The following is a 22,254-nucleotide window of genomic DNA, read 5'->3' as shown; positions in this document are numbered from 1 at the left end:
GACAAACTTTATGTTTGTGCTAACTGGCATTATTTGAATACAAAATTAGATATTTTTAAAATACTAAAATTAAATAGCGTTAACGATGTCGGCAACTAAGTCAGGGCCACCATAAATGAAGCCAGAATATAGCTGAACAACTGAGGCGCCAGCAGCGAGCTTATCTTTTGCATCTTGTGCGCTCATAATACCGCCAACACCAATAATCGGTAACTTGCCACCCAACGCAGACGATAATAGTTTAATCACCTCTGTGCTTTTTTCTGTCACCGGAGCACCACTTAAACCACCTTGTTCATCACCGTGTTGCTGCCCTTCAACCCCTTCACGTGATAAGGTAGTATTGGTTGCAATAACACCATCAATTTCATTATCAATCAGCGATTGAGCAATAGAGTCAATTTCTTCTTTCGACAAATCAGGGGCAATTTTAACAGCAACTGGAATGTACTTACCGTATTGTTGTGCTAATGTTTTTTGTTCCGCTTTTAATGCAGACAATAGTTCGTTTAATGCATCACCGTACTGAAGTGAGCGTAAACCTGGCGTGTTAGGTGAAGAAATATTGACCGTAATATAGCTGGCGAAGTCGTACACTTTACGCATACAGTGAATGTAATCGTCTTTGGCATTTTCTTCTGGGGTATCTTTATTTTTACCAATATTAATACCTAAAACGCCTTTAAAATTGGCTTTTTTAACTTGGTCAACCAAATAGTCGACGCCTTTGTTGTTAAAACCCATGCGGTTGATAATGGCATTTTTTTCAACAATACGGAAAATTCTAGGTTTATCATTACCCGGTTGAGGGCGAGGTGTTACTGTACCCACCTCAACAAAGCCAAAGCCCATTGCAGAAAAGGCATTAATACATTCACCATTTTTATCTAAACCAGCGGCAAGACCTACAGGGTTTGGAAATTCAATGCCCATAACGTTAACGGGCTTTTGCGCTAATTTCTTTTTATAAAATAAATTAAGAGGTGAACTACCCGTCGCTTTTAGTCCTTTAATAGTAATTTCATGAATAGTTTCGGGGTCAAATTGAAAGAGCACCTTTCGAATAGCTGAATAAAACATAATACCTCTGTGGTTAAAATTACAAAATGGACGGTAACGGATAAAAAAAATCCCCGCTTTGCGAGGATTTTATCAGCTTAGTTTATGTCGCGAAAGTTCAGATAACAAACTGATGCAAATAAACTTTGCATTAAGCTATCTAGACGGATCGCAATTTAAACTTAATAGCATTAGTTCACGAAGTGCTACTGAGAATTTCGCAAACTCGTGCGTTTGACCAATTCTAAAGTCAGCTAAAACATGTATCCAACGTGCTAAAGCCGGCTCATTGGTTTCAATCCACTTATCTAATACACCGTCAATTTCAGTTTGATCTGCCGTGCAATGGCAACGCAGAACCACTTGCGTTAGCGAGCGTTGCTGCCAGTCAAGCTCTTCTCTAAATGAAGCTCTTGCTAGTGCTTGCCAATGGTTTGAAACGGCTTGGCCAGTGATTTGATCTAAGAACCAATGTAAGTCTAAACGTACACCGAGTTTAAAGTATAAACCGGCAATAAAGTCTGCATCTCTTTCATCGCTTGCTGCAATATCGGCAATATCCATTACAGGGAATAGCGAACTAAGTTGTGAAATACGCACTGCTACAGTCTTAGGTACACCATTATTGGTAAGGTCTTTTTCAATACGCTCTAATTGCTTAACTTCATCTGCAACTAAGAATTTATTTAACTTCTTAGATAAAGAAACAAAGGTTGGACGATAAAAGTCGATAGTTTGCTGAATATCATGTGCTTTGTTGCGATGTCTGATAAACCAACGGGTAGCACGTCTTACTGTGCGACGTAGTTGGAACAACATTTCCGTTTGAATTAGCGTTGATATTTTGTTGTCTAAGGCTGTAATTTGTTGCCAAACATCTGATAATTCAAACACTTCGCTAGCAATTGTATAACAATTAGCAATTTCAGCAACCGAAGCACCTGTTTCTTCCTGCATACGATTAATGAAATTAAAGCCCATATCGTTACCAATATTATTGGCTAAACGCGTGGCAATTATTTCTGCACGTAGCGGATGCTCTTGCATCTGATCTTGATAATTTTGTTTTAATTGCTCAGGGAATGAATTTATTAATAAACGATCATGGTACGGGTTTTTAGTAATTTCAGCACAAACTAAGTCTTCTTTTAGTACCATTTTGCTATACGCTAATAATACTGAAAGTTCTGGACGAGTTAAGCCTTTGCCTTTAGCCAAACGTTCCGCAATTTCATCATCGTTAGGAATAAATTCTAACGCGCGATCGAGTTTCCCTGTGCGTTCTAATTCATGAATAAAGCGAACTTGTTCATTTAATTGGTTAACGCCACGCATCGCGGTGATCGACAACGAATGCGTTTGACGGTAACAGTCAAGCAATACAATTTCAGACACTTCATCGGTCATATCGTAAAGTAATTTATTACGCTGCTTAACCGTAAGATCGCCGTTTTGTACTAAGCCATTTAATAAAATTTTAATGTTAACTTCATTATCTGAACAATCTACGCCACCAACGTTATCCACTGAGTCAGAGTTTATACGGCCACCATTGGCAGCAAATTCAATGCGACCTAATTGAGTTAAGCCTAGGTTGCCACCTTCACCAACAACTTTCGCTTGTAATTGGTTACCATTGATACGTAGTGAATCGTTTGCACGATCCCCTACTTCTGCATGACTTTCACTAGAGCCTTTAACATAGGTGCCGATACCGCCATTCCACAGCAGGTCAACTTTCATAGTAAGCAGTGCTTGAATTAGCTCATTTGGCGCCATGTTTTGTTTTTGTGTACCCAACATTTTTTTAATTTGCGGAGTCAGTTTAATTGACTTGGCTGAACGATTAAAAATAGCGCCGCCTTCAGAAATCAGCTTTTTATTGTAATCTTCCCAGCTACAGCCCGGTAAATTAAACAAACGCTCACGCTCTTTATAGGTACTTGCGGCATCTGGATCTGGGTCAATGAATATATGCATATGGTTAAACGCAGCTTGTAGACGAATATGTTTAGATAACAACATACCGTTACCAAACACATCACCAGCCATGTCACCGACACCAACACAGGTAAAGTCGGTAGTTTGACAATCGATATCCATTTCACGGAAATGACGTTTCACTGACTCCCATGCGCCTTTTGCGGTTATACCCATGCCTTTGTGGTCGTAACCTACACTGCCGCCTGAGGCAAATGCGTCACCCATCCAAAAGTTATATTCTTCAGAAATAGAGTTTGCAATATCAGAGAATGTTGCCGTGCCTTTATCGGCTGCAACAACTAAATACGGGTCATCTTCGTCGATTCTTACCACATCTTGTGGTGGCACAATTTCGCCATTAACAATATTGTCGGTAATATCGAGCAAACCACGAATAAAAGTGCGGTAACACTCTTTTCCGGCCTCAAATATTTCTTGGTGAGAACCACCTTCCGGTAGTTGTTTACAAACAAAGCCACCTTTTGCACCAACAGGCACGATAACCGTGTTTTTAACTTGTTGCGCTTTCACTAAACCTAAGACTTCGGTGCGGAAGTCTTCTCGGCGATCTGACCAACGTAATCCGCCACGAGCAACTTTGCCGCCACGTAAATGCACACCTTCAATTTGTGGTGAATAAACAAAAATTTCAAATTTTGGTAATGGCAGCGGTACTTCAGAAATATTCTCTGGCAAAATTTTAAATGAAATATAAGGCTTATCACCCTTTTCAGGATCCGGCTGGAAATAATTTGTTCTAATGGTCGCGTGGATCATTTCAACAAAACGTCGAATAATTCTGTCATCATCAAGGTTGGCGACATTGTCTAACGAACTTTCAATTTCTTCATCAAGTTTGCTTTTCGCTTTAGCAGTTGCCTTGCCTTTTGGATCAAAGCGCAAATTAAACACTTTGATCAATAACTTGGCAATATCAGGATAACGTGCAAACGTATCTTCAATATAGCTTTGGCTAAACGTACCACCGATTTGGCGCTCATACTTGGCGAAAGCTCGTAAAATAGACACTTCACGGCCATTAAGTTCAGCACCTAAAATAAGACGGTTAAAGCCGTCATCTTCTAAATCACCTGCCCAGACTTTGGCAAACGCTTCTTGGAACAAACTTTGTACAATTTCCAAGTTAAACTGACCATCACCCGTTAATAGCATCGAGAAATCTAAAATCCAATGAGTTTCACCATCATTAGTTTTCACTGCATATGGGCTTTCACCAATAACGCGTAAACCGAAGTTTTCCAAAATTGGGAGTACATCAGACAAATGCAATGGCTCGCCTGAATGAAATAGTTTTAACTTAACAAAACGGCTGCCCGCTTTTTCTTCTTGCGGTTGGTAAAATAACATTTCTAAATTATTGTTATGATCAATCGCTTCAAGTTTTTCAATATCAACAATTGCAGAACCTGGTAATACTTCATCTTTATAAGCTTGTGGGAAGTTTACGTATTTTCTACTTAAAGCTTTACCTTGTGCTTCACCTTTATGTGAGTTTAATGCGCCGGCAAGTTTATCGTCCCAACTGCGGGCCGCTTCATTTAAATTCTTTTCAATTTCTTTCACATTCACATCTGCTTTTGTTGAATTTACGCGAACAATATAATGAGTACGAGCTTGAACAGATTCAGAGAAGTAAGTGGTAAACTCAACTTCCTTATCACTACCTAGCGCTTCTTGTAATAGCTTTTGCGTTTGAATACGTAGTTCAGTGTTATAACGCTCACGAGGTACATATACCATGCAAGAATAAAAACGATCAAAAGCATCACGGCGAATAAACAGCCCAGTGTAATCGCGCTCTTGCATTTGCAAAATACCTAAAACATTTTGCAATAACTCTTTAACACTGGTTTGTAATATCTCGTCACGAGGATAAGTTTCTAAAATATTAATCAAGGTTTTGTAGGCGTGTACGCCTTCAGCAAAACCTGATGCTTCACATACCGCTTTTACTTTTGCCTTGATCAATGGAATATTTAAGGCGCTGTTAGTGTAATAAGCAGAGCCAAACAAACCAACAAAACGTTCTTCTCCAACAATATTTCCTTCGTTGTCAAAACGCTTGATGCCGATATAGTCTAGGTGTGCAGGACGATGCACGCGCGAGCGCGAGTTAGTTTTGGTTAAAATCAGTAAATTATCGCCCAACGCAATTTCACGCGCCGATTGACTTAACCCTGACATGCGTCGCTCTGACGTACCTTTAGATTGCTTCATCAAACCTAAGCTTGATTTAACATTAGCTTGTAACGCCATGTCGCCTTTTAAGGTTTTTACATCGTATGAACGATAGCCCATTAAAGTGAAATTGTTATTTAAAATCCACTCTAAAAACTCGACTGAGTTTTTCTTTTCACTATCACTACAAGGTAATTTGGCTTTTTTGATATCGCCAATAATATCTTTTAAGCGTTTGCTCATCGGTTGCCAGTCGGAAACCGTTAGCGAAACATCACTAACAACTGACAGTAGTTCTTGAGCAATATTATCAAGCACAGATTGTTCAGATTGACGGTCTATTTCAATAAAAAATACCGTTTCTGCAGACGTGGATTTTATTTTTTTATCCGCGGCCGTCGATAATTGTGAAATTTGCTTATTTTTATCACGAACAATTCTTAGCGGACAATTCAGCATTAAATGCGGAAATAAACCTAAGCGACTTAATGCAATGCGCAGTGAATTCACCAAAAATGGCATATCTTTTACGATAACTTCAATTACCGTATGACTCGATTTCCAACCATGTTTGGCCACTTGCGGGTTAAACACTTTAATCACGGGTTCGTCGTCTTGATGAGCATTGAGGGAATTCCACAAACTTAACGTGGCCCCATACATGTCACTGTCGTTTCGGTGTGAAATATCTACATTTGAGATATTGCGGTAAAGCAAATCTGCAAATTGCTCAACTAATGGAGCGGTATCTGATGGAACTTTTTGCTGTATTAATTGAGCAACGTTTTTGAGTATAACTGAGGGTAAACCGTCTACTAACGCCATGCCGTTTTCCTTTTGGATAAAACGCTTGAAAAATAATTGTATTTTGGATTTAATTTTTTATTTATTTTTACGTCCAACAGTGGTGGTTGTCGTAAAATTTTTATCATTGTCTATCAGGATAGACCATAAAACGGATTTTATTAGTAATTTTAGGCTATTGCGAGCAATATTTTGTTAGAAATAAGTCAAAACAAAGAGTTTAACTGGTAGGACATATAGGTTTATTCACTTCCTTTAAATAGAAAATGGCCTTTCGGCCATTTTCATGTGTAATTATTCATTATCTAAGTGTAAAAATATTTTCATTTATTTTGACTTGGGCCACAAGAAGGCGGCAATTGCTGGTAATACGATGACGGCCGCTAGCATATTCACTAAAAACATGAAGGTTAATAGTATACCCATATCTACTTGGAATTTAAGATCCGAGAAGAACCAAGTCGACACACCTATTGCTAATGTCACCCCTGTAATAAGTACCGCACTGCCACGCTCTTTTAACGCAGATAAGTAGGCTTGCGAAACGTTTTCACCTTGGGTTAATTTTTGACTCATGGTTGATAAAATATAAATACCATAATCAACACCGATACCAACACCTAAAGCAATAACCGGTAATGTCGACACTGTTAAGCCAATATCAAGCACCGTCATTAACCATTGCGCTAATGTAGATACCACATAAAGTGGCACAACAACGGCGATTGTCGCTCTTACGCTCTTGAAGCTGATCAGACACAGTAAAATAACTGCGCCGTATACATATAGCATCATAGGTAGTTGCGCGGCTTCGACTGCTTCGTTGGTTGCTGCCATTACGCCGACAGGGCCAGAAGCTAATTTAAAGGTGAACTTTTCATTGTCAAAACTTAACGCGGCTTCTTTAACAGCATCTACAACACGATTAATCGTTTCAGCTTTGTGATCTTCTAAAAATAAAATCACCGGCATAACGCTACAATCGCTATTGAGTAAACCACTAGAAGAAGGTACTCGCGCTATAGATTGCACTAGCGATTGTTGGTTTCGTGATAACACCCGCCATTTAGGATTACCTTCGTTATAACCCGAGTTCACTATTTTGGCGATTGACGCCAAACTTACCGCAGATTGCACACCTTGCACATTTTCCATTTGCCATTGAAAACGGTCAATTTGTTCCATGGTGTCATAATAAGCACAGGCATTAAGTTCACCTTCAATAATCACTGACATGTAATCTACACTTATTGCGTATTTGTCAGTTATTAAGAAGGTATCTTGGTTATAGCGTGACTGCTCATGTAATGCTGGTGCGCCTGCGTGAAGCTCACCTATTTTTAGATTTTGCGAGTAATAAAAACCAGCTGCATATAACAATGCCGTGATCAGCAAAATTACCGTTGCAGGACCACGAGAGGAAAATGTTGCCATTGCTCGCCAAACTGCTGCAGGTTTATCATCATTTTTATTGACTTTTTTACCTTGTGGGAAGTTGATATATGAAACAAGCACAGGCAATAAGATTAAATTGGTTAAAATGATCATGGCAACACCCATTGAAGCGGTAATTGCAAGTTCACGAATAATACCAATATCTATCGACAATAAGGTTAAAAAGCCGACCGTATCCGATAACAACGCGACACCACCTGGCACCAATAACACCCTAAAGCTCATTTGCGCGGCTTCTTTACTTGAACGCCCTTTATTTACTAGTTTTCCTACCGAATTAATCATCTGTACGCCATGGCTCACACCGATAGCAAAAACTAAGAACGGAATGAGTATCGACATAGGATCTAAGCCAAAGCCTAGCGTTGATAACATCCCCATTTGCCAAATAACTGCGATTAACGAACAGGTGATAGGCAATATGGTGAGTACTATCGATTTACAAAAGAAAAATACCATGATTGCAGTAATGGCAATGGCGACAGCAAAAAACAGCACAACACCTTTTGCCCCTTCGGCAACATCGCCAACCATTTTAGAAAAACCTATAATATGAATACTAATAGAGCCTTTCTCATATTCTTGACGAATTTCTTGTTCTAGTTGGGCTGCAAAATTAATGGTATTAAGTTTTTCACCCGTGTTTGGGTCAATATCTAACAGAGACGCTTTGACCATTGAACAGCTATAGTCATCAGCAACAATACTACCAACAATGCCGGCTTTTTCGATATTGCCTTTAACAATGGCAAGTCCTTGCGCCGTCGGTTGGAAATCAGCTGGGATCACAGGCCCGCCAGCAAAACCATCTTCAACAATCTCAACAAAACGAGTACTTGGCGAATACAACGATTTTACTTGGATACGGTCAACGCCAGGTATGAAAAATAATTTATCGTGTACACCTTTTAAACTGGTGAAAAAATTCTCACTAAAAATATCACTTTCACTGTCACACACTGAAATAAGAATATTATTAGCGCCACCAAAGTTTTGGCGGTGCTTCAAATACGTTTTCATGTACTCATGATTTAGAGGAATATTTTTAGTAAATGATGCATCTAGTTTGATTTGACTAGCTTGAAATAATAAGAAAATGCTGGTGAGGACAAACGCCGAAAGCACCAACATGCGGTGTCGAAAAATGCCAACTTCTAGTCGATTTATTAGGGAATCTATGGTCATATTGTTTACTTCGTTATGGTGATATTTTTAATGCCAACTTCTGAAACAACCACTAATTGATTGTTAAACCATTCTCCGGCAATAAGCGGTTTACCGTCAGGTTGTACTTTTTTGACAAACGATATGCCATCGTCTTCACTGATCAATAAGGTACCGTTGTTCCCTAGCAGAAAAACACGGTCATCATCAGATAATACAATAGAGTTAAGTAACGACGTGGTACCTGTTGCTATTTTTTGCCACGGCGTACCATTTTTTAAACTTCTAAAGACATTGCCTCGTAAACCAACAATAAGTAAATTGCCTTTGGACGTGCGAGAGATATCAAAAAATGACCCTTGATAAATTTCGTCAAACTTTTCCCACGTACGGCCAAAATCATTACTTTTAGCAATTAAACCTATTTCGCCGACTAAATATAGCGTTCTACCGTCCATATAAATTCGATTGAAGTGTGGCAAAATACTCGAGATTTCATCTAAATACGCTTCTTCATCTTCAAGCTTAATTTCTTCTAAATATTCCACATCTTCTGGGGGTAATAGCTCACCGTGAAATTCGAACTGCCAGTGCTTACCACCATCTGTAGTTCTAAATAATTGTCCGTAAGCACCTAAAGCGATGCCATTACGTTCATCTTTAAAAACCACATCAAATAATGGTTTTTCAAGTTCTGGTAAATATTGTTGTAACTGCCATGTCATACCGCCATCAGCAGTATGTAAAATTGTTGCGTCGTGACCAACAACCCAACCAAGCTTTTCATCAAGAAAATAAACGCCGGTTAATGTTGCCTGAACGGGCACTTGTGCTTGTTGCCACTGTGTTGCGTTTGAAGAAATTAATATATGACCATATTGCCCTACTGCAACAAGTTTTTGATCGGCAACGTTGGTGATGTCAAGTAATAGTGAATGCTGAGCTAACGGCGCTATTCTTGAAGGTAAAATATCGCTTGCAGCGTTAGTGTCTGCAGCAAATAGAGGGAAATTTAATACACTTGTTAACAAGAAAGTGAAAAGGTACTTCATATAAATCTCTTACTAGGGGTTAAATAAAAACGGCTGACCAATGCCAGCCGATTTTTACACGTCAGACTGTTATCTTCGCCCTTCACGTCTTAATGCTGATGGCGTAAAGCCTTTGTCATCAAGTTTTGTCGAAAAATCATACATCTTAGTTTCATTATCTAAACCAATAGCAATGTAACGTCTTGATTGTAAATCATGAAATACTTCAAGCGTAGACCATTGTGTTGGAACTTCATAATAATTAATACCATGAGCAACACCAACGCGGTATAACTCATCGCGATTATCATATATGTCAGTTACGGCAATTTGCCAGCTATCTTCATCGATAAAGAATACACGTTTTTTATAAGTATGACGTGTATTTTCTTTTAAGTTAGCTTCAACTACCCAGACACGGTGCTTTTCATAACGAACGTGCTCAGGGTTGATATGACCTGGATGAATAATATCTTTGTACTTCAAGCTATCGCTGTGTAAACGATAATCGTTATAAGGAATTAATAACTCTTGCTTGCCTTTTAGTGTCCAGTTATAACGATCTGGCGCACCATTAAACATATCAAAGTCATCGGTAGTACGTAAACCATCTGACGCTGTACCCGGTGCATCGTACGCTACGTTTGGTGCACGGCGAACACGACGTTGACCCGTATTATAGGTCCACGCTTGACGTGGCGTTTTAATTTGATCCATGGTTTCATGTACTAATAATGCAGTACCGGCTAAACGTGCTGGCTCAGACACTTTTTGTTTGAACTTAAACAAAATGTTGTTCTGTTGTAATTCTGCCGGAGAAGCGCCTTTAGTGCCGTATGGCAGTAACATTTGCTCTTCAAAACCTACATAAGTGAAATTACCGTTCGCAGTAGGTGATGCTTGACCACCATTACGGGTGGCTGATTCGCCACGATAACGCACAATATGGTTCCAAATGGCTTCTAAACCATCAGCAGGTTGAGGAAAAGGTACACCAACAGCTGCGTTGCTAATACCGTTACCATTTTCAACTAATTCACTGCGCGTTGCATTTTCAAATGTCGCTTGATAAACATGCTCTGGGTATGAAGCAGAACGATGCGTTTTATAAACATTCATTTTGAAGGTATCAGGGTAAGTTTCAAATAACTTAACCTGACCAGGTGTTAGCAAACTTTTATACTTATCTAAATTTTGCGCAGTAATTGTGTATTCAACGGCATCACCAGCATATGGATCTGGATGATGGTCACCCGGTTTATAACCTGCTGGCGCTTGCGTAATACCGCCAGTCCACTCAGGAATTGAACCGTCTGCGTTAGCCGCACGAACTGCGCCCAATGGCGTTAATTCATTTTTTAATTTAGCCGCATCTGCTGCGCTAATTTTTGCATATGCGCTGCCACCAGCAAAAGCAAGGGAGACAGCAAGAGATAATAGAGTTATTTTTTTCATTAAACTTTACCTTAAAAGGTTTAAACCTTCGAAAATCGTTAAATTCGTATTAGATTGAGTACTTAATATTGAAAGAAACAAAATCACGATCTTCCAGTTGATTGGTTGTACCTACCCCGTCGAAAAAGCTGTTGTAGTTAAATTCAGCTGACCACTGGCTTTGATAATCGAATGTCAAACCAAGTGCTAACGACTTACGTTTTTCAACAAAAAGGAATAATGGATCTGGCGTTGTACCTTCAACATCATGTGAAAAGACAACACGTGGTGATACGTTAATACCGGCAAATACGTTATTGTAGTCAAGCTTACCAACTAAACGATAACCCCAAGCAAAATCAGTTGGGAACGGGTTGGTTTCAACACCATCTTGTAAAAACAGTTCTAAGCCTTCTTTGCCTTCAATACCGCCATTTCGAGCTGTACCTGGGCCGTTTAAACGTAAAACACTTTCATCAGGCATGTCATTAATATTAATGCCACCCACTTCAAGTAAACCGGTTAATTGGCTAGCACCTAACGATGGGCCAAATAAATGAGTCATCGTCACTTGCGCTTGTACGGTATCAGATAAAATAAAACCATCAGCAGTTTCACCTGAACCATAAACGCTACCGTCTGCTTTTACCATCTGCGAAATACCATCAAGGGCCGCATAATCAGGGTTGCCGGTATTAGCTAATTGCTGAGGCATTGCAGCAAATAGTAATTCAACGTCATCAATTTGCAATGGTTCGTCTTGACGGTAAGAAACTTCACCAGCAACAGACGTTGTACCTACTACGGTATTAAAGCTCATTGCGTAAAGTTTAATATCTTCAGGGTAAGTTAATAATACTTTAGAGAAAGTGTCTAGCTCATGGAAGGTATCTTCTGTAACACCTGTTTTTAAGACTTCTAAATCAGCCAACACGGTTGAAGTATTAAAATCAGCTGTTTGACCAGAGAAAAATGGACGACGACTGTGGTAATTCATGTGGTAGAAACTTAACTCGGTATCGTTAAGCTCAGGCAAGTACCAAGATAAACGTAAACCGTATTGACCGCCGTCTTCAGGTTCAACAATAGCGTTATCACCAGCACCACGTAAGGTAACTTTTGTGCCTAAGCCAATAACTGCTGCAACCGCATCCTCTACAGGCACTAAACCTGCACCATAACCGGCACCTAAATTATTAAGCGTCGCTAGCAAATAATCTAAATCCATATCTGGATTACCAGCAAAACCTAATTGCACTAGGTTATATTGACCACCTGCACCCGCAAAGTCATTGGTTGAAAAGTAACTGCCCGGCGCGGGTAATACGGTTTTTTCCCATTGGTATTGGTAGAACATTTCAACGTTAACGTTTTCAGTAATACCTAATGAGCCCCAAACTGCGCCAAAAGGAATAAATGCTTCTTTTAGCTCTGCACCAGGTGCTTTTAAACGTGATACATCAATAGGGTTTAATTCACTAATACCATGAGAGATAAGCGTACTCTCACCCCAGCTGATCACTTGTTGACCAATACGAACAGAAAATGGCATTTCGCCAATGTCAAAATCACCGTATAAGAATGCATCTAATAAACGAACGTCTGAACAAACATACTCAGCAGCTTCTTTATCACGACATGGATCATTGTAGCCTGACGAAACACCATTAACGGTAGATAGTGGGTTTTTATAAGCGCGACTTTGGTTTTCCATGGCAAAGTCATAAAAATACATACCACGAACAAACAAACCCATGTTGTCTTTTCGAATATCTAATTCATGCACGCCTTTAAAAATTTGAGAGAACGCTTCTCCGGCATCGTAATTTAGGTTACCTAAATCACCATTGGTTGAATAGCTACCTGCCCCGTCCCACACGTCAACATTAGCAGGTACTTGATTGGCTATACTCCACTGACTAAAGTCAATGTTGTTATTAACGTTGTTTGATTTACCAACGTTGGCATCCCAGTTTCTGTTTTCAACACGCCAACTTGAACCTAATGTGAATGTAGAGTCGAAGCTAATATCAAATCCACCTAATTCGAAATTTGCTGCTTGGACGTTACTTGCTGCCAATGTTACTAGCGCTGCACTTACGCATGCCGCTATTGGCTTTTTATAGAACCTATTGCTAAGGCAATGTTTCATCTATTCTCTCCCCAGTCTCGAAACAGAGTTATTTATTATATTTTTTGGTACTCACAAAAGTGAGATAAAACAATAATTGCATCATTTTATCAACTAGGCAAGCGTAAAAAACACTTGTTTAGGGCTTGTATTTTATTGACTTGTAAACAATAAAGCCAACAGTATAAATCACCGTTTAAAACAACTGTTTTAAACTGATAATTTTTTAAACTATTCCCTTAGCAATAAATGAATGTATTCACTGTTATTTAACAGCATAGTAGAAAATTCAAAAAGACAAGTAACTTAGCACGATGGTCTGACCACTGTTTAAAGCAAAAACTCTAACTAAGCGATTTTTGACAAAGATAAAAATTTGTTATTTTCAGTATATAAACAAAAATACCCTTTTATACCGCTATTGCTAAGATGTTTTCTTAAGTGCATCGCGGGAAATTGTATCTTGGTACCCAAATCACTGGTCACCACTATGGAATGAACTTTGCCTTGATAATAAGGTAAGAATTCTTGATAAGTAATGTTTAAATGGAAATGATATTTCATAATTTTTAACAGGTTAAGCAGCACACAAAAACTTTGAATAAAGCACTAACAGTTACAAACTGTTAATGCTTATTGATTAGAGCGTGTTGATCTTTGTGGTATGAATTTTGTCCAATTTAAACGCTTTCTGATCGCGGCACTAACTTGAAGGCATAGTGGCTCTACGTCTAAAGTTAGTAACAAAGAGCAGGAAGCGTTTAAATGGCTCCTTCGGACAGCGTTTGTTTGCCATTTCTACTGCGTTATCACTCATTTATGTAGATAACTACACGACAATCGCTCTGCCTTGTATAAATGGCAAACAATTCGCTGCAAAAACATACACCAAAGGTCAACACGCTCTAGTAATTTACGCTAAGGCGGCATCAAGTTTTTCTTTTAAATCTTTTGATAGGTTAGCTAAGCTCGATAGTTTCTCTAACTGCGCTTTCATTAACGCTTGTCTGGTTTTATCAAAACCTTTGTACTGAATTAAAGGTGTAATAAGGCGAGATGCAACTTGTGGATTGATGTCGTTTAGCTTGATTATTTGCTCTGTTAAGAATTGATAACCCTTGCCACTTTGACAATGAAAGTATTGTGGATTTCGGCTAGCAAATGCGCCAATTAACGATCTCGCCCTATTAGGGTTTTGTAAACTAAACTTCGGATGATTAATCAGTTTAGCCAAACGTTCAAAAATATCATCACTTGATACACTGGCCGCCAAGGTAAACCATTTGTCCATCACAAGCGTGGTATCACTCCATTGCTGTTCGAATACTTGCATTTGCTGATCAAATATTTCAGCGTTATTGGCGGCGCTGCAATCTAATGCGGCAAGTGTATCGGTCATATTATCTGATATTTGATATTGCTGTTTAAGCAAATGTTGATTTTCTTCAACAAGTGTCAAATACGATAAACAGGCATTTTTTAACGAGCGCTTACCAATAGCGTCACCACTATTATTATATTCTTTTGCCATATTGGCTTGATAGGTTTGCCCCAATAGTGCGGCACTGCCCTTCGCTAAGAATAGTTTTACCGATTTTATCGCGTTAACTAGGGCGATAGGATCAACTTCGTCAATTGAATCGGCCAATTCATCAAAGCTTGGCAAGGCAAGTTGCTCCGCTTTAAGTGCGGGATCAATATCAGCAACTAAAATATTGTTAAACGCATCGGTTAAGCTTTGCGGTAATGTTGAATCTGGTGACACCACTAACTGTTTTATATAGGTATTAAAGAGTTTTTGCCCTGCGTCCCAACGGCAAAATTCATTATTAGCTTTGACCATTATTGTTGCTAATGCTTGATCAGACTGTGGAAAATCAACTTTCACCGGCGCGCTAAAATCCCCTAAAAAGGCAACAACGGGCGCGGTATTAAAGCCGTTAAACTGCCAGCTTTGCTCAAGCTCGGTTAGCTCTAATAAATGGGGCTGAACTTTATCACCGTCGATTAATTCAATTTTCACCGGAATATGCATCGCTTGCTCAGTAGTATTTTTATCGCACTTCAAGCTTTGTTTAATGGTTAAGGTAAAGGTATTGCTTTGTGCATCGAAGCTTTCTTTAACCGTTAATAGTGGCGTGCCCGCCTGGCTATACCAAAGTTTGAATTGAGAAAGGTCAATGTTAGACGCATCACTCATTGCTTCAACAAAATCGTCACAAGTAACAGCCATGCCATCAAAGCGCTTAAAGTATAAGTCCATGCCTAGTCTAAATTTGTCTTTTCCTAACAAGGTATGCATCATACGAATAACTTCAGAGCCCTTTTCATAAACCGTTAAGGTATAGAAGTTATTCATTTCAACAACTTTTTCAGGACGTATTGGGTGAGCCATAGGGCCTGCATCTTCAGCAAATTGCAGTGAACGTAATACACGAACATTTTGAATACGGGTTACGGCTGCAGAATGCATGTCAGCACTAAATTGTTGATCGCGAAATACCGTTAAGCCTTCTTTTAAACTCAACTGAAACCAATCTCGACAGGTAACACGGTTACCGGTCCAATTATGAAAATATTCATGGGCAATAACAGCTTGAATATTAAAATAATCAGTGTCAGTTGCGCTATGTTTATCTGCCAACACGTATTTACTGTTAAAAACATTTAAGCCTTTATTTTCCATCGCGCCCATATTAAAAAAGTCGACCGCAACAATCATGTAAATATCTAGATCGTATTCTAAACCAAAGGTTTCTTCGTCCCATTTCATCGAGTCTTTTAACGCTTGCATTGCATGCTGCGCTTTATCGAGATTACCTCTGTCGACAAAAATTTCCAATTGCACGTCACGACCACTTACGGTGGTGTAACTGTCTTGCAATAAATCGAAATCGCCAGCGACAAGGGCAAATAAATAACAAGGTTTTGGAAACGGGTCGTGCCACTTTACAAAATGTTTGCCGTTGTCTAACTGCCCTTTATCGATACTGTTACCGTTTGATAATAAAAATGGGTATTTGTTTTTATCGGCGATGACGGTTGTGGTAAAGACACTCATCACGTCTGGGCGGTCAAAATAATAGGTAATGCGTCTAAACCCTTCCGCTTCACACTGGGTACAAAATGCATCTCCAGATTTAAATAACCCTTCTAACGACGTATTTTCCTGCGGGTTAATTTCTGTGATTACGGTCAGCTCAAATTCAGTTTCATTAACGTTGACTGATAATTGTGTATCTGACACTTGATAATGAGACTCAGCCAATTGCTCGCCGTTAAGCTTTAGCCCAATAAGTGTTAGATGCTCACCACTTAGTATCAAGGGTTCATTAGCGTCATTTAAACGCGTTAACGACAGCACGCTAGTCACTTTAGTACTAGTGTCTTCAAGTTCAAAAGTTAAGTCGATATTATTTACGGCAAACGCTGGAGGAAGATAATCGGCAAGATAACGTGCTTTAAATTCTGTCATTTGAATTCCATACAAAAAATTGGTGATGCTTTACCCTTAGTGGCAAATTAATCACATACATCTGAAAAATAGTCATAAAAAAACCTGTAATAGGTTACAGGTTTTTTTAAAAAGATTAAATGAGCTCAGTCGTAATTATTTAGCAAGTTTTTTAATATTAAAACCGACAAAGCCATAGATAACGGCAAGTACCGGATTAATTAAGTTGAAGAAACAATAGAAAATATAATCAAATGGGTTGATCAATAAAACACTGTACATGTATGCACCACAGGTATTCCAAGGAATAAGCGGCGAGGTAATCGTTGCAGAATCTTCTAATGTTCGACTTAATACCACTGGGTGTAAGTTACGACGTTGAAATTCTTCTTTGTACATACGACCAGGCATCACAATAGCCATATATTGATCAGCAGTCACTAGGTTAGTACCGATACACGTTGTCACTGTACCGGCAATTAAACTGCCGGTAGATTTTAACGACGATACAATAGCATCAACAAATTTACGTAGCATGCCTAAATGTTCTAGCACTGCGCCAAAGCTCATTGCGGTCATAATAAGCCAAATGGTATTAAGCATTTTCGACATACCACCGCCACTTAAGAGCGAGTTTAGCTCTTCATTACCTGTTTCGATCACTACGCCATCAAAAAATGTCGTCCACACCACTTTTAAATTAGCGGTAAAAGCATCAGTACCCTGCTCTGCAACTGACAAGATGAGTTCTTGTTGAAAAACAATCGCCCAAACAGCGCCAACAATTGCGCCAACAGAAACCGCAGGGAAAGCTGGCACTTTTTTCATCGCTAAAAACAATAAAATCGCCACAGGGATCAAGTTAGCAAGGCTTAAATTAAACTGTTGCTCTAATTGCGTGCTCAATAAGGCAATTGACGTATCATTGGCACTGGTGGTTTCATTTAGGCCTAGAATGATAAAAATAACTAACGCCGTTGAAATTGACGGTACGGTTGTCCATAACATGTAACGAATATGTGAAAATAATTCACTACCTGCAACCGCTGGGGCTAAGTTCGTTGTTTCAGATAGCGGTGAAATTTTATCGCCAAAATAAGCACCTGAGATGATCGCACCAGCAGTTATCTCTGGTGACAAGCCTAACCCTTGTGCAATGCCTAATAAAGCGACACCAATAGTTGCCGCTGTTGTCCAAGAACTACCAATACTTAATGCAACGATGCCACAAATTAAACACGTTGCCGCATAAAACCAACTTGGGTTGAGAATTTGCAACCCATAATAAATCATTGTTGGTACGGTACCCGACAATAGCCAAGTACCAATAAGTGCACCAACGGCAAATAAAATGAGAACCGCGCCAAGTGATAGAGAGATGCCTTTAACGATGGCCTGTTCAATCGACTCCCACAAAAATCCGTTCTTAAGGCCGATGACGATTGCAATGCCCATACTTGCCATTAGTGCAATTTGGTTAGGCCCATAAGAAGAATTATCACCAAAATAAATAACACCCGCGGATAACATGATAATCAAACTAACAATGGGAAGTAATGCATCCATTAATGAGGGTGATTTGGTGATCTTGTTTGTTTCTGTTGGTTCTACCATAAAAGAAGTAAACCTTATTATTTGTCTAGTAAAAATAAAATTAGAGGCCGTCTCTAATTTTTGCTGCTAATAAAATGCCCAGTGCTGTAGCTAAGTGCAAGCAATTTATTTTTCAAAAATATTGAATAAAACTATAAGAACATTTTGATGAGCAAATATATATGCATATTTTTTAAATAAACATACACAAAATGTAAACGAGCTGAATTTTTAGTAGTTTTATTCATTGTTCAGTTACTTTAAAAAGCGTTACTGAATTGTGTTTATTTTTTATTCACCCTTAAATGTAGTTAGCCTATAAATACAAATAAAACCCTTTAAATACAATAGCTAGAAATAACAACACATAAATCAGCATCAACCGTGTCAGGGGTATTTATTGCGCGGCAAGTTAAATTTAGAGACAAAAAAGCCGTCTTAATAGACGGCTTTATTTAAGTAAAAATATTCACTATTTTTTGGCGACTTTTCCTAACGAAACTAAGTCGAAAGTAATTTTTGCCGTTTCATCTAAAAACGGATCTAACTCATCCAACTCTTCTGGTAAGTCATCATCGAGGTTATCAATCTTTTCTTTACCCATAGCGACAAGGCGTTCATTAACACGTACTAATTGCTTAGCTTTGCGCTCTTCACGTTTTGCTTTACGTTCTTTAAGGTTTAAAGAAATAGAGTCTTTGTCTTTTTCTTCTTTATAAACCTTAATGTCTTCAAGCAAGTAATTGTATTCTGCGTTGTCTTTGATGCGTTCTTGATGAAGTGCATCTAAGTAAGCGACATCGGCAGATAATTCACCCAATGGCGCATAACGCGCTTTAGGAATTTGGTCCCAAGGTAATGCATTTTCTTCTTTGCTTTCGCCCCACTCTTGCGGGTCAACTGCGGTAGGAAATGCGATATCAGGTAAAACACCACGATGCTGTGTACTGCCGCCGTTAATACGATAAAATTTAGCAATGGTAAATTGAATGCTACCAAATGGTTTTTCATATAAATCGTAGACACGACTTAAACCACGATGTTGTTGAACTGTGCCTTTACCAAAGGTTTGTTCGCCAACAATAACGCCTCGATTATAGTCTTGTATCGCTGCTGAAAAAATTTCAGAAGCAGATGCGCTGTAACGGTCAACCATTACTGTTAATGGCCCGTCATAATAACTGATGCCATCTTTATCGCTGTTTATCGAAATACGGTTTGCACCGTCACGTACTTGAACCACGGGGCCTTTATCAATAAATAAGCCGGTTAATAATGTCGCTTCAGTTAACGAACCACCACCGTTACCACGCAGATCAACAATAATACCTTCAACACCTTGGCTTTTCAGGCTTTCTAGCTCTTTTTTAACATCTCTTGAGAGGTTGTTATAAAAGCTTGGAATATCAATTACGCCAAGTTTTTTACTGTTTTCATCGCCTTCTTTTTCAAAATACACTTCAGATTTTGCAGCGCGGTCTTCAAGTTTTATTTTTTCACGAACTATGGATACAACTTTAATGCTGGCATCGTCTTCGGCATTTTCAGGTAATACTTGCAAACGAACTTCGCTGCCTTTTGGACCTTTAATTAAGTCGACAACATCGTCTAAGCGCCAACCTATTACGTCAACAAATTCGTCTTTACCTTGAGCGACAGCAACAATGCGATCTTTAGGCTTAATATCTTTAGATTTATCCGCCGGCCCACCTGAAACAACACTTTGAATGACGGTATAGTCTTCTTCTGCTCTCAGTACAGCGCCGATACCTTCAAGTGATAAATTCATTTCCATTTGGAAACGTTCAGCGTTTCTTGGGGATAAATAAGAAGTATGAGGCTCAACAACACGGGCAAAGCTGTTCATGACAATTTGGAAAACGTCTTCACTTTCACTTTGCTTTAAACGTTTAATCGCATAACGATAACGTTTACCTAAAATTTCTGCTGTTTTTTCCCAATCTTTACCGGTTAGTTTTAGATTAAGCGCATCGTATTTAACTTTTAAGCGCCAAAGTTCGTTCAATTCGGCAAGATCTTTTGGCCATTCGGCTTCTTCACGGTCGAATAAATATTCTTCGTTTAGGGTAAAATCGAACGGTTTTTCAAGTAAACTTAATGCATATTCATAACGTTCAAGGCGACGTTGTAAATTTAAGTTATACATATCATACGCAGCGTCAAGTTTGCCGCGTGTTACCACACTATCAAAGCTATTACGGTATTTTTCAAAAGACGCTAAATCAGAAACAAGAAATACATTGCGAGAATAATCGAGTTGTTTAATGTAGCGGTCAAACACTTCTGATGACAATGCATCATCAATTTTTACCGCTTTATAATGAGCGCGAGTAAATTGTGCCGTTATCCGTTTACTTGACGTGGCATGTTGGCTCTCAGGAGCCAAGACAGGAAGTGACTCTGGCTGGTCATCAGCTTTTGTCGCTAGGACATTAACGCTACTAAGCGTTAATGTGACGGCAAGTGCAATACGACAAAATTTCATCATACTTACGGCTCCATATTAGTCAGAAAAAATGTTTTTCAGTTGGGTTTTAATCACCATGCCTGAAACTAACTGAACACTAATATCGTCGCCTGAAACTTCAGTAATAGTAGCTGCCATAGGCGCGTTGCCTAATTTAACTTGTACCTTAGCTCCAACAACAACAGTAGCATTATCAACAGGTGTAAGTTTAGCTTCTACTTTAGGTTCTGTCTTTTTCTTTGCTTTAACAGACTTAAATTTGGCCGCCTTACTTTTATCTATAGACTTGTCTTTAGTCGTCTTAGTTCCTTTATAAGGCTTTTTATTTTCTTTGTCTTGTTGCTTTTTGTTACCAAACTTTTCTTGGCTTTCTTGCAGGGTTTTGCTGGCGTAGTCGGCTTGCTCTTGATCGATTTCAGCAACCTGATTGCCGTCAACATCAACACGGTGTTGACCAACTTTAATCGCCTTAAGGTATCTCCAACTACTTGTGTAGTGACGAAGTGCTTGGCGTAAACGTGTTTTACTAACCGTTTCATCATCAGCAAGCTTTTCTGCTAAGTCCTGAAAAATACCCACTTTTAGTGGTTTAGCAGGCCCTTCAATTGAAAAACATGCAGGGAATTTTTCAGTTAAATAACCAATGATTTCTTTGGTGGTAATTCTTTTAGTTTCCATAAATACAACTTTAAATAATATTAATCTTGAAGATATTGTTCACGGTTTTCCAACACATGTCGGCACCAATCATAAATATCATCTGTTTCTACATCAGGCAAAGCGTCTTGCCCAATCCAGGTATCCCACACCAAAGCTAATAAGCTTGTTAAAATCTCTGGTGAAATGTCTTCTTCAGCTAAATCATACAAGGTATGGTAAAGCTCATTTATTTTTTCCGCGACTATTTCTTCTTGCCCTTCCCAGTCACCCACTACGGCTTCTGAAACAAGGTAGTCGTGAATAACTACAAATTCTTTCATGGCTTAGCCAAACTTTTTTCTAACGTTATTGCCACTTGTTCTAAGCCCTTTTGATCATCTTCATCAAAACGGTTATAGCTCATACTATCAATATCAAGCACAGCTATCACCTCGTTATCAACACAAATTGGAATAACTAATTCAGAATTGGTACGGGCATCACAAGCAATATGACCATCAAATTGGTGAACATCAGCAATTCGCTGAGTTACCTTAGTCGTCGCTGCAGCACCACAAACACCTTTCTCCATGGCAATGCGAATACAGGCTACTTTACCTTGAAAAGGTCCTAAAACCAATTCGTTATCAATTTTGCGATAAAAGCCAACCCAATTAATATCAGCTAACTGTTCAAATAACAGGGCACTAATATTTGCCATGTTGGCAATTGTATCACTTTCACCTGAAATAATGGCGGCTATTTGCTCATCTAGCTGCTGATAAAATGTTATTTTATCCATTCAATTTTATCTTAAGTC

At 38.9% G+C, this 22,254-nt stretch carries 13 protein-coding genes; all 13 read right to left on the bottom strand.

The window, feature by feature from the left end:
• Nucleotides 1-69 precede the first annotated feature (69 nt).
• A complete protein-coding gene (pyrD, locus tag ACRRSQ_RS19470; protein WP_440877449.1) occupies nucleotides 70-1,080 on the bottom strand; it encodes a quinone-dependent dihydroorotate dehydrogenase in 1,011 nt (336 codons plus the stop codon).
• A gap of 135 nt (nucleotides 1,081-1,215) precedes the next feature.
• Nucleotides 1,216-6,066 carry an NAD-glutamate dehydrogenase gene (locus ACRRSQ_RS19465; protein WP_440877448.1) on the bottom strand — a complete coding sequence of 1,617 codons (4,851 nt, stop codon included), beginning with the start codon at nucleotides 6,064-6,066 and terminating at the stop codon, nucleotides 1,216-1,218.
• Between the two features lie 306 nt (nucleotides 6,067-6,372).
• The gene (locus tag ACRRSQ_RS19460) at nucleotides 6,373-8,685 is read right to left on the bottom strand and encodes an efflux RND transporter permease subunit (protein WP_440877447.1); all 2,313 of its coding nucleotides are present in this window, start codon (nucleotides 8,683-8,685) and stop codon (nucleotides 6,373-6,375) included.
• 5 nt (nucleotides 8,686-8,690) lie between these two features.
• A complete protein-coding gene (locus ACRRSQ_RS19455) occupies nucleotides 8,691-9,716 on the bottom strand; it encodes a WD40/YVTN/BNR-like repeat-containing protein (protein ID WP_440877446.1) in 1,026 nt (341 codons plus the stop codon).
• Between the two features lie 69 nt (nucleotides 9,717-9,785).
• Nucleotides 9,786-11,150 carry a DUF1329 domain-containing protein gene (locus ACRRSQ_RS19450; RefSeq protein WP_440877445.1) on the bottom strand — a complete coding sequence of 455 codons (1,365 nt, stop codon included), beginning with the start codon at nucleotides 11,148-11,150 and terminating at the stop codon, nucleotides 9,786-9,788.
• 49 nt (nucleotides 11,151-11,199) lie between these two features.
• The gene (locus ACRRSQ_RS19445) at nucleotides 11,200-13,281 is read right to left on the bottom strand and encodes a DUF1302 domain-containing protein (protein WP_440877444.1); all 2,082 of its coding nucleotides are present in this window, start codon (nucleotides 13,279-13,281) and stop codon (nucleotides 11,200-11,202) included.
• Between the two features lie 327 nt (nucleotides 13,282-13,608).
• A complete protein-coding gene (locus ACRRSQ_RS19440; RefSeq protein WP_440877443.1) occupies nucleotides 13,609-13,824 on the bottom strand; it encodes a DUF2835 domain-containing protein in 216 nt (71 codons plus the stop codon).
• A gap of 349 nt (nucleotides 13,825-14,173) precedes the next feature.
• On the bottom strand, nucleotides 14,174-16,735 hold the full coding sequence (gene pepN, locus ACRRSQ_RS19435) for an aminopeptidase N (protein WP_440877442.1): 2,562 nt from the start codon (nucleotides 16,733-16,735) through the stop codon (nucleotides 14,174-14,176).
• A gap of 135 nt (nucleotides 16,736-16,870) precedes the next feature.
• Nucleotides 16,871-18,328, bottom strand: a complete 1,458-nt coding sequence (nhaC, locus tag ACRRSQ_RS19430; protein ID WP_440877441.1) for a Na+/H+ antiporter NhaC — start codon at nucleotides 18,326-18,328, stop codon at nucleotides 16,871-16,873.
• Nucleotides 18,329-18,779: 451 nt separating this feature from the next.
• On the bottom strand, nucleotides 18,780-20,816 hold the full coding sequence (prc, locus tag ACRRSQ_RS19425; protein WP_440877440.1) for a carboxy terminal-processing peptidase: 2,037 nt from the start codon (nucleotides 20,814-20,816) through the stop codon (nucleotides 18,780-18,782).
• 15 nt (nucleotides 20,817-20,831) lie between these two features.
• On the bottom strand, nucleotides 20,832-21,473 hold the full coding sequence (gene proQ / locus ACRRSQ_RS19420; protein ID WP_440877439.1) for an RNA chaperone ProQ: 642 nt from the start codon (nucleotides 21,471-21,473) through the stop codon (nucleotides 20,832-20,834).
• Nucleotides 21,474-21,493: 20 nt separating this feature from the next.
• Nucleotides 21,494-21,775: a hypothetical protein gene (locus ACRRSQ_RS19415; RefSeq protein WP_440877438.1), complete on the bottom strand. Its 282-nt coding sequence runs from the start codon at nucleotides 21,773-21,775 to the stop codon at nucleotides 21,494-21,496.
• Nucleotides 21,772-22,236 (bottom strand): GAF domain-containing protein, encoded by a 465-nt coding sequence (locus ACRRSQ_RS19410; protein WP_440877437.1) that lies wholly within the window; start codon nucleotides 22,234-22,236, stop codon nucleotides 21,772-21,774. Before ACRRSQ_RS19410 ends, ACRRSQ_RS19415 begins: the two co-directional genes overlap by 4 nt.
• Between the last annotated feature and the right edge of the window lie 18 nt (nucleotides 22,237-22,254).

It is taken from the genome of Thalassotalea sp. PLHSN55, assembly GCF_052030545.1.
Classification (GTDB): domain Bacteria; phylum Pseudomonadota; class Gammaproteobacteria; order Enterobacterales; family Alteromonadaceae; genus CANMXU01.
This window is presented reverse-complemented; position numbering and strand designations above follow the sequence as displayed.

Bases quoted from the DNA above. Each gene is read 5' to 3' on its own strand.
- ACRRSQ_RS19410 (WP_440877437.1), bottom strand. From the start codon at position 22,236: ATGGATAAAATAACATTTTATCAGCAGCTAGATGAGCAAATAGCCGCC.
- ACRRSQ_RS19450 (WP_440877445.1), bottom strand. From the start codon at position 11,150: ATGAAAAAAATAACTCTATTATCTCTTGCTGTCTCCCTTGCTTTTGCT.
- ACRRSQ_RS19415 (WP_440877438.1), bottom strand. From the start codon at position 21,775: ATGAAAGAATTTGTAGTTATTCACGACTACCTTGTTTCAGAAGCCGTA.
- ACRRSQ_RS19445 (WP_440877444.1), bottom strand. From the start codon at position 13,281: ATGAAACATTGCCTTAGCAATAGGTTCTATAAAAAGCCAATAGCGGCA.
- ACRRSQ_RS19440 (WP_440877443.1), bottom strand. From the start codon at position 13,824: ATGAAATATCATTTCCATTTAAACATTACTTATCAAGAATTCTTACCT.
- nhaC (WP_440877441.1), bottom strand. From the start codon at position 18,328: ATGGTAGAACCAACAGAAACAAACAAGATCACCAAATCACCCTCATTA.
- pepN (WP_440877442.1), bottom strand. From the start codon at position 16,735: ATGACAGAATTTAAAGCACGTTATCTTGCCGATTATCTTCCTCCAGCG.
- ACRRSQ_RS19465 (WP_440877448.1), bottom strand. From the start codon at position 6,066: ATGGCGTTAGTAGACGGTTTACCCTCAGTTATACTCAAAAACGTTGCT.
- pyrD (WP_440877449.1), bottom strand. From the start codon at position 1,080: ATGTTTTATTCAGCTATTCGAAAGGTGCTCTTTCAATTTGACCCCGAA.
- proQ (WP_440877439.1), bottom strand. From the start codon at position 21,473: ATGGAAACTAAAAGAATTACCACCAAAGAAATCATTGGTTATTTAACT.
- prc (WP_440877440.1), bottom strand. From the start codon at position 20,816: ATGATGAAATTTTGTCGTATTGCACTTGCCGTCACATTAACGCTTAGT.
- ACRRSQ_RS19455 (WP_440877446.1), bottom strand. From the start codon at position 9,716: ATGAAGTACCTTTTCACTTTCTTGTTAACAAGTGTATTAAATTTCCCT.
- ACRRSQ_RS19460 (WP_440877447.1), bottom strand. From the start codon at position 8,685: ATGACCATAGATTCCCTAATAAATCGACTAGAAGTTGGCATTTTTCGA.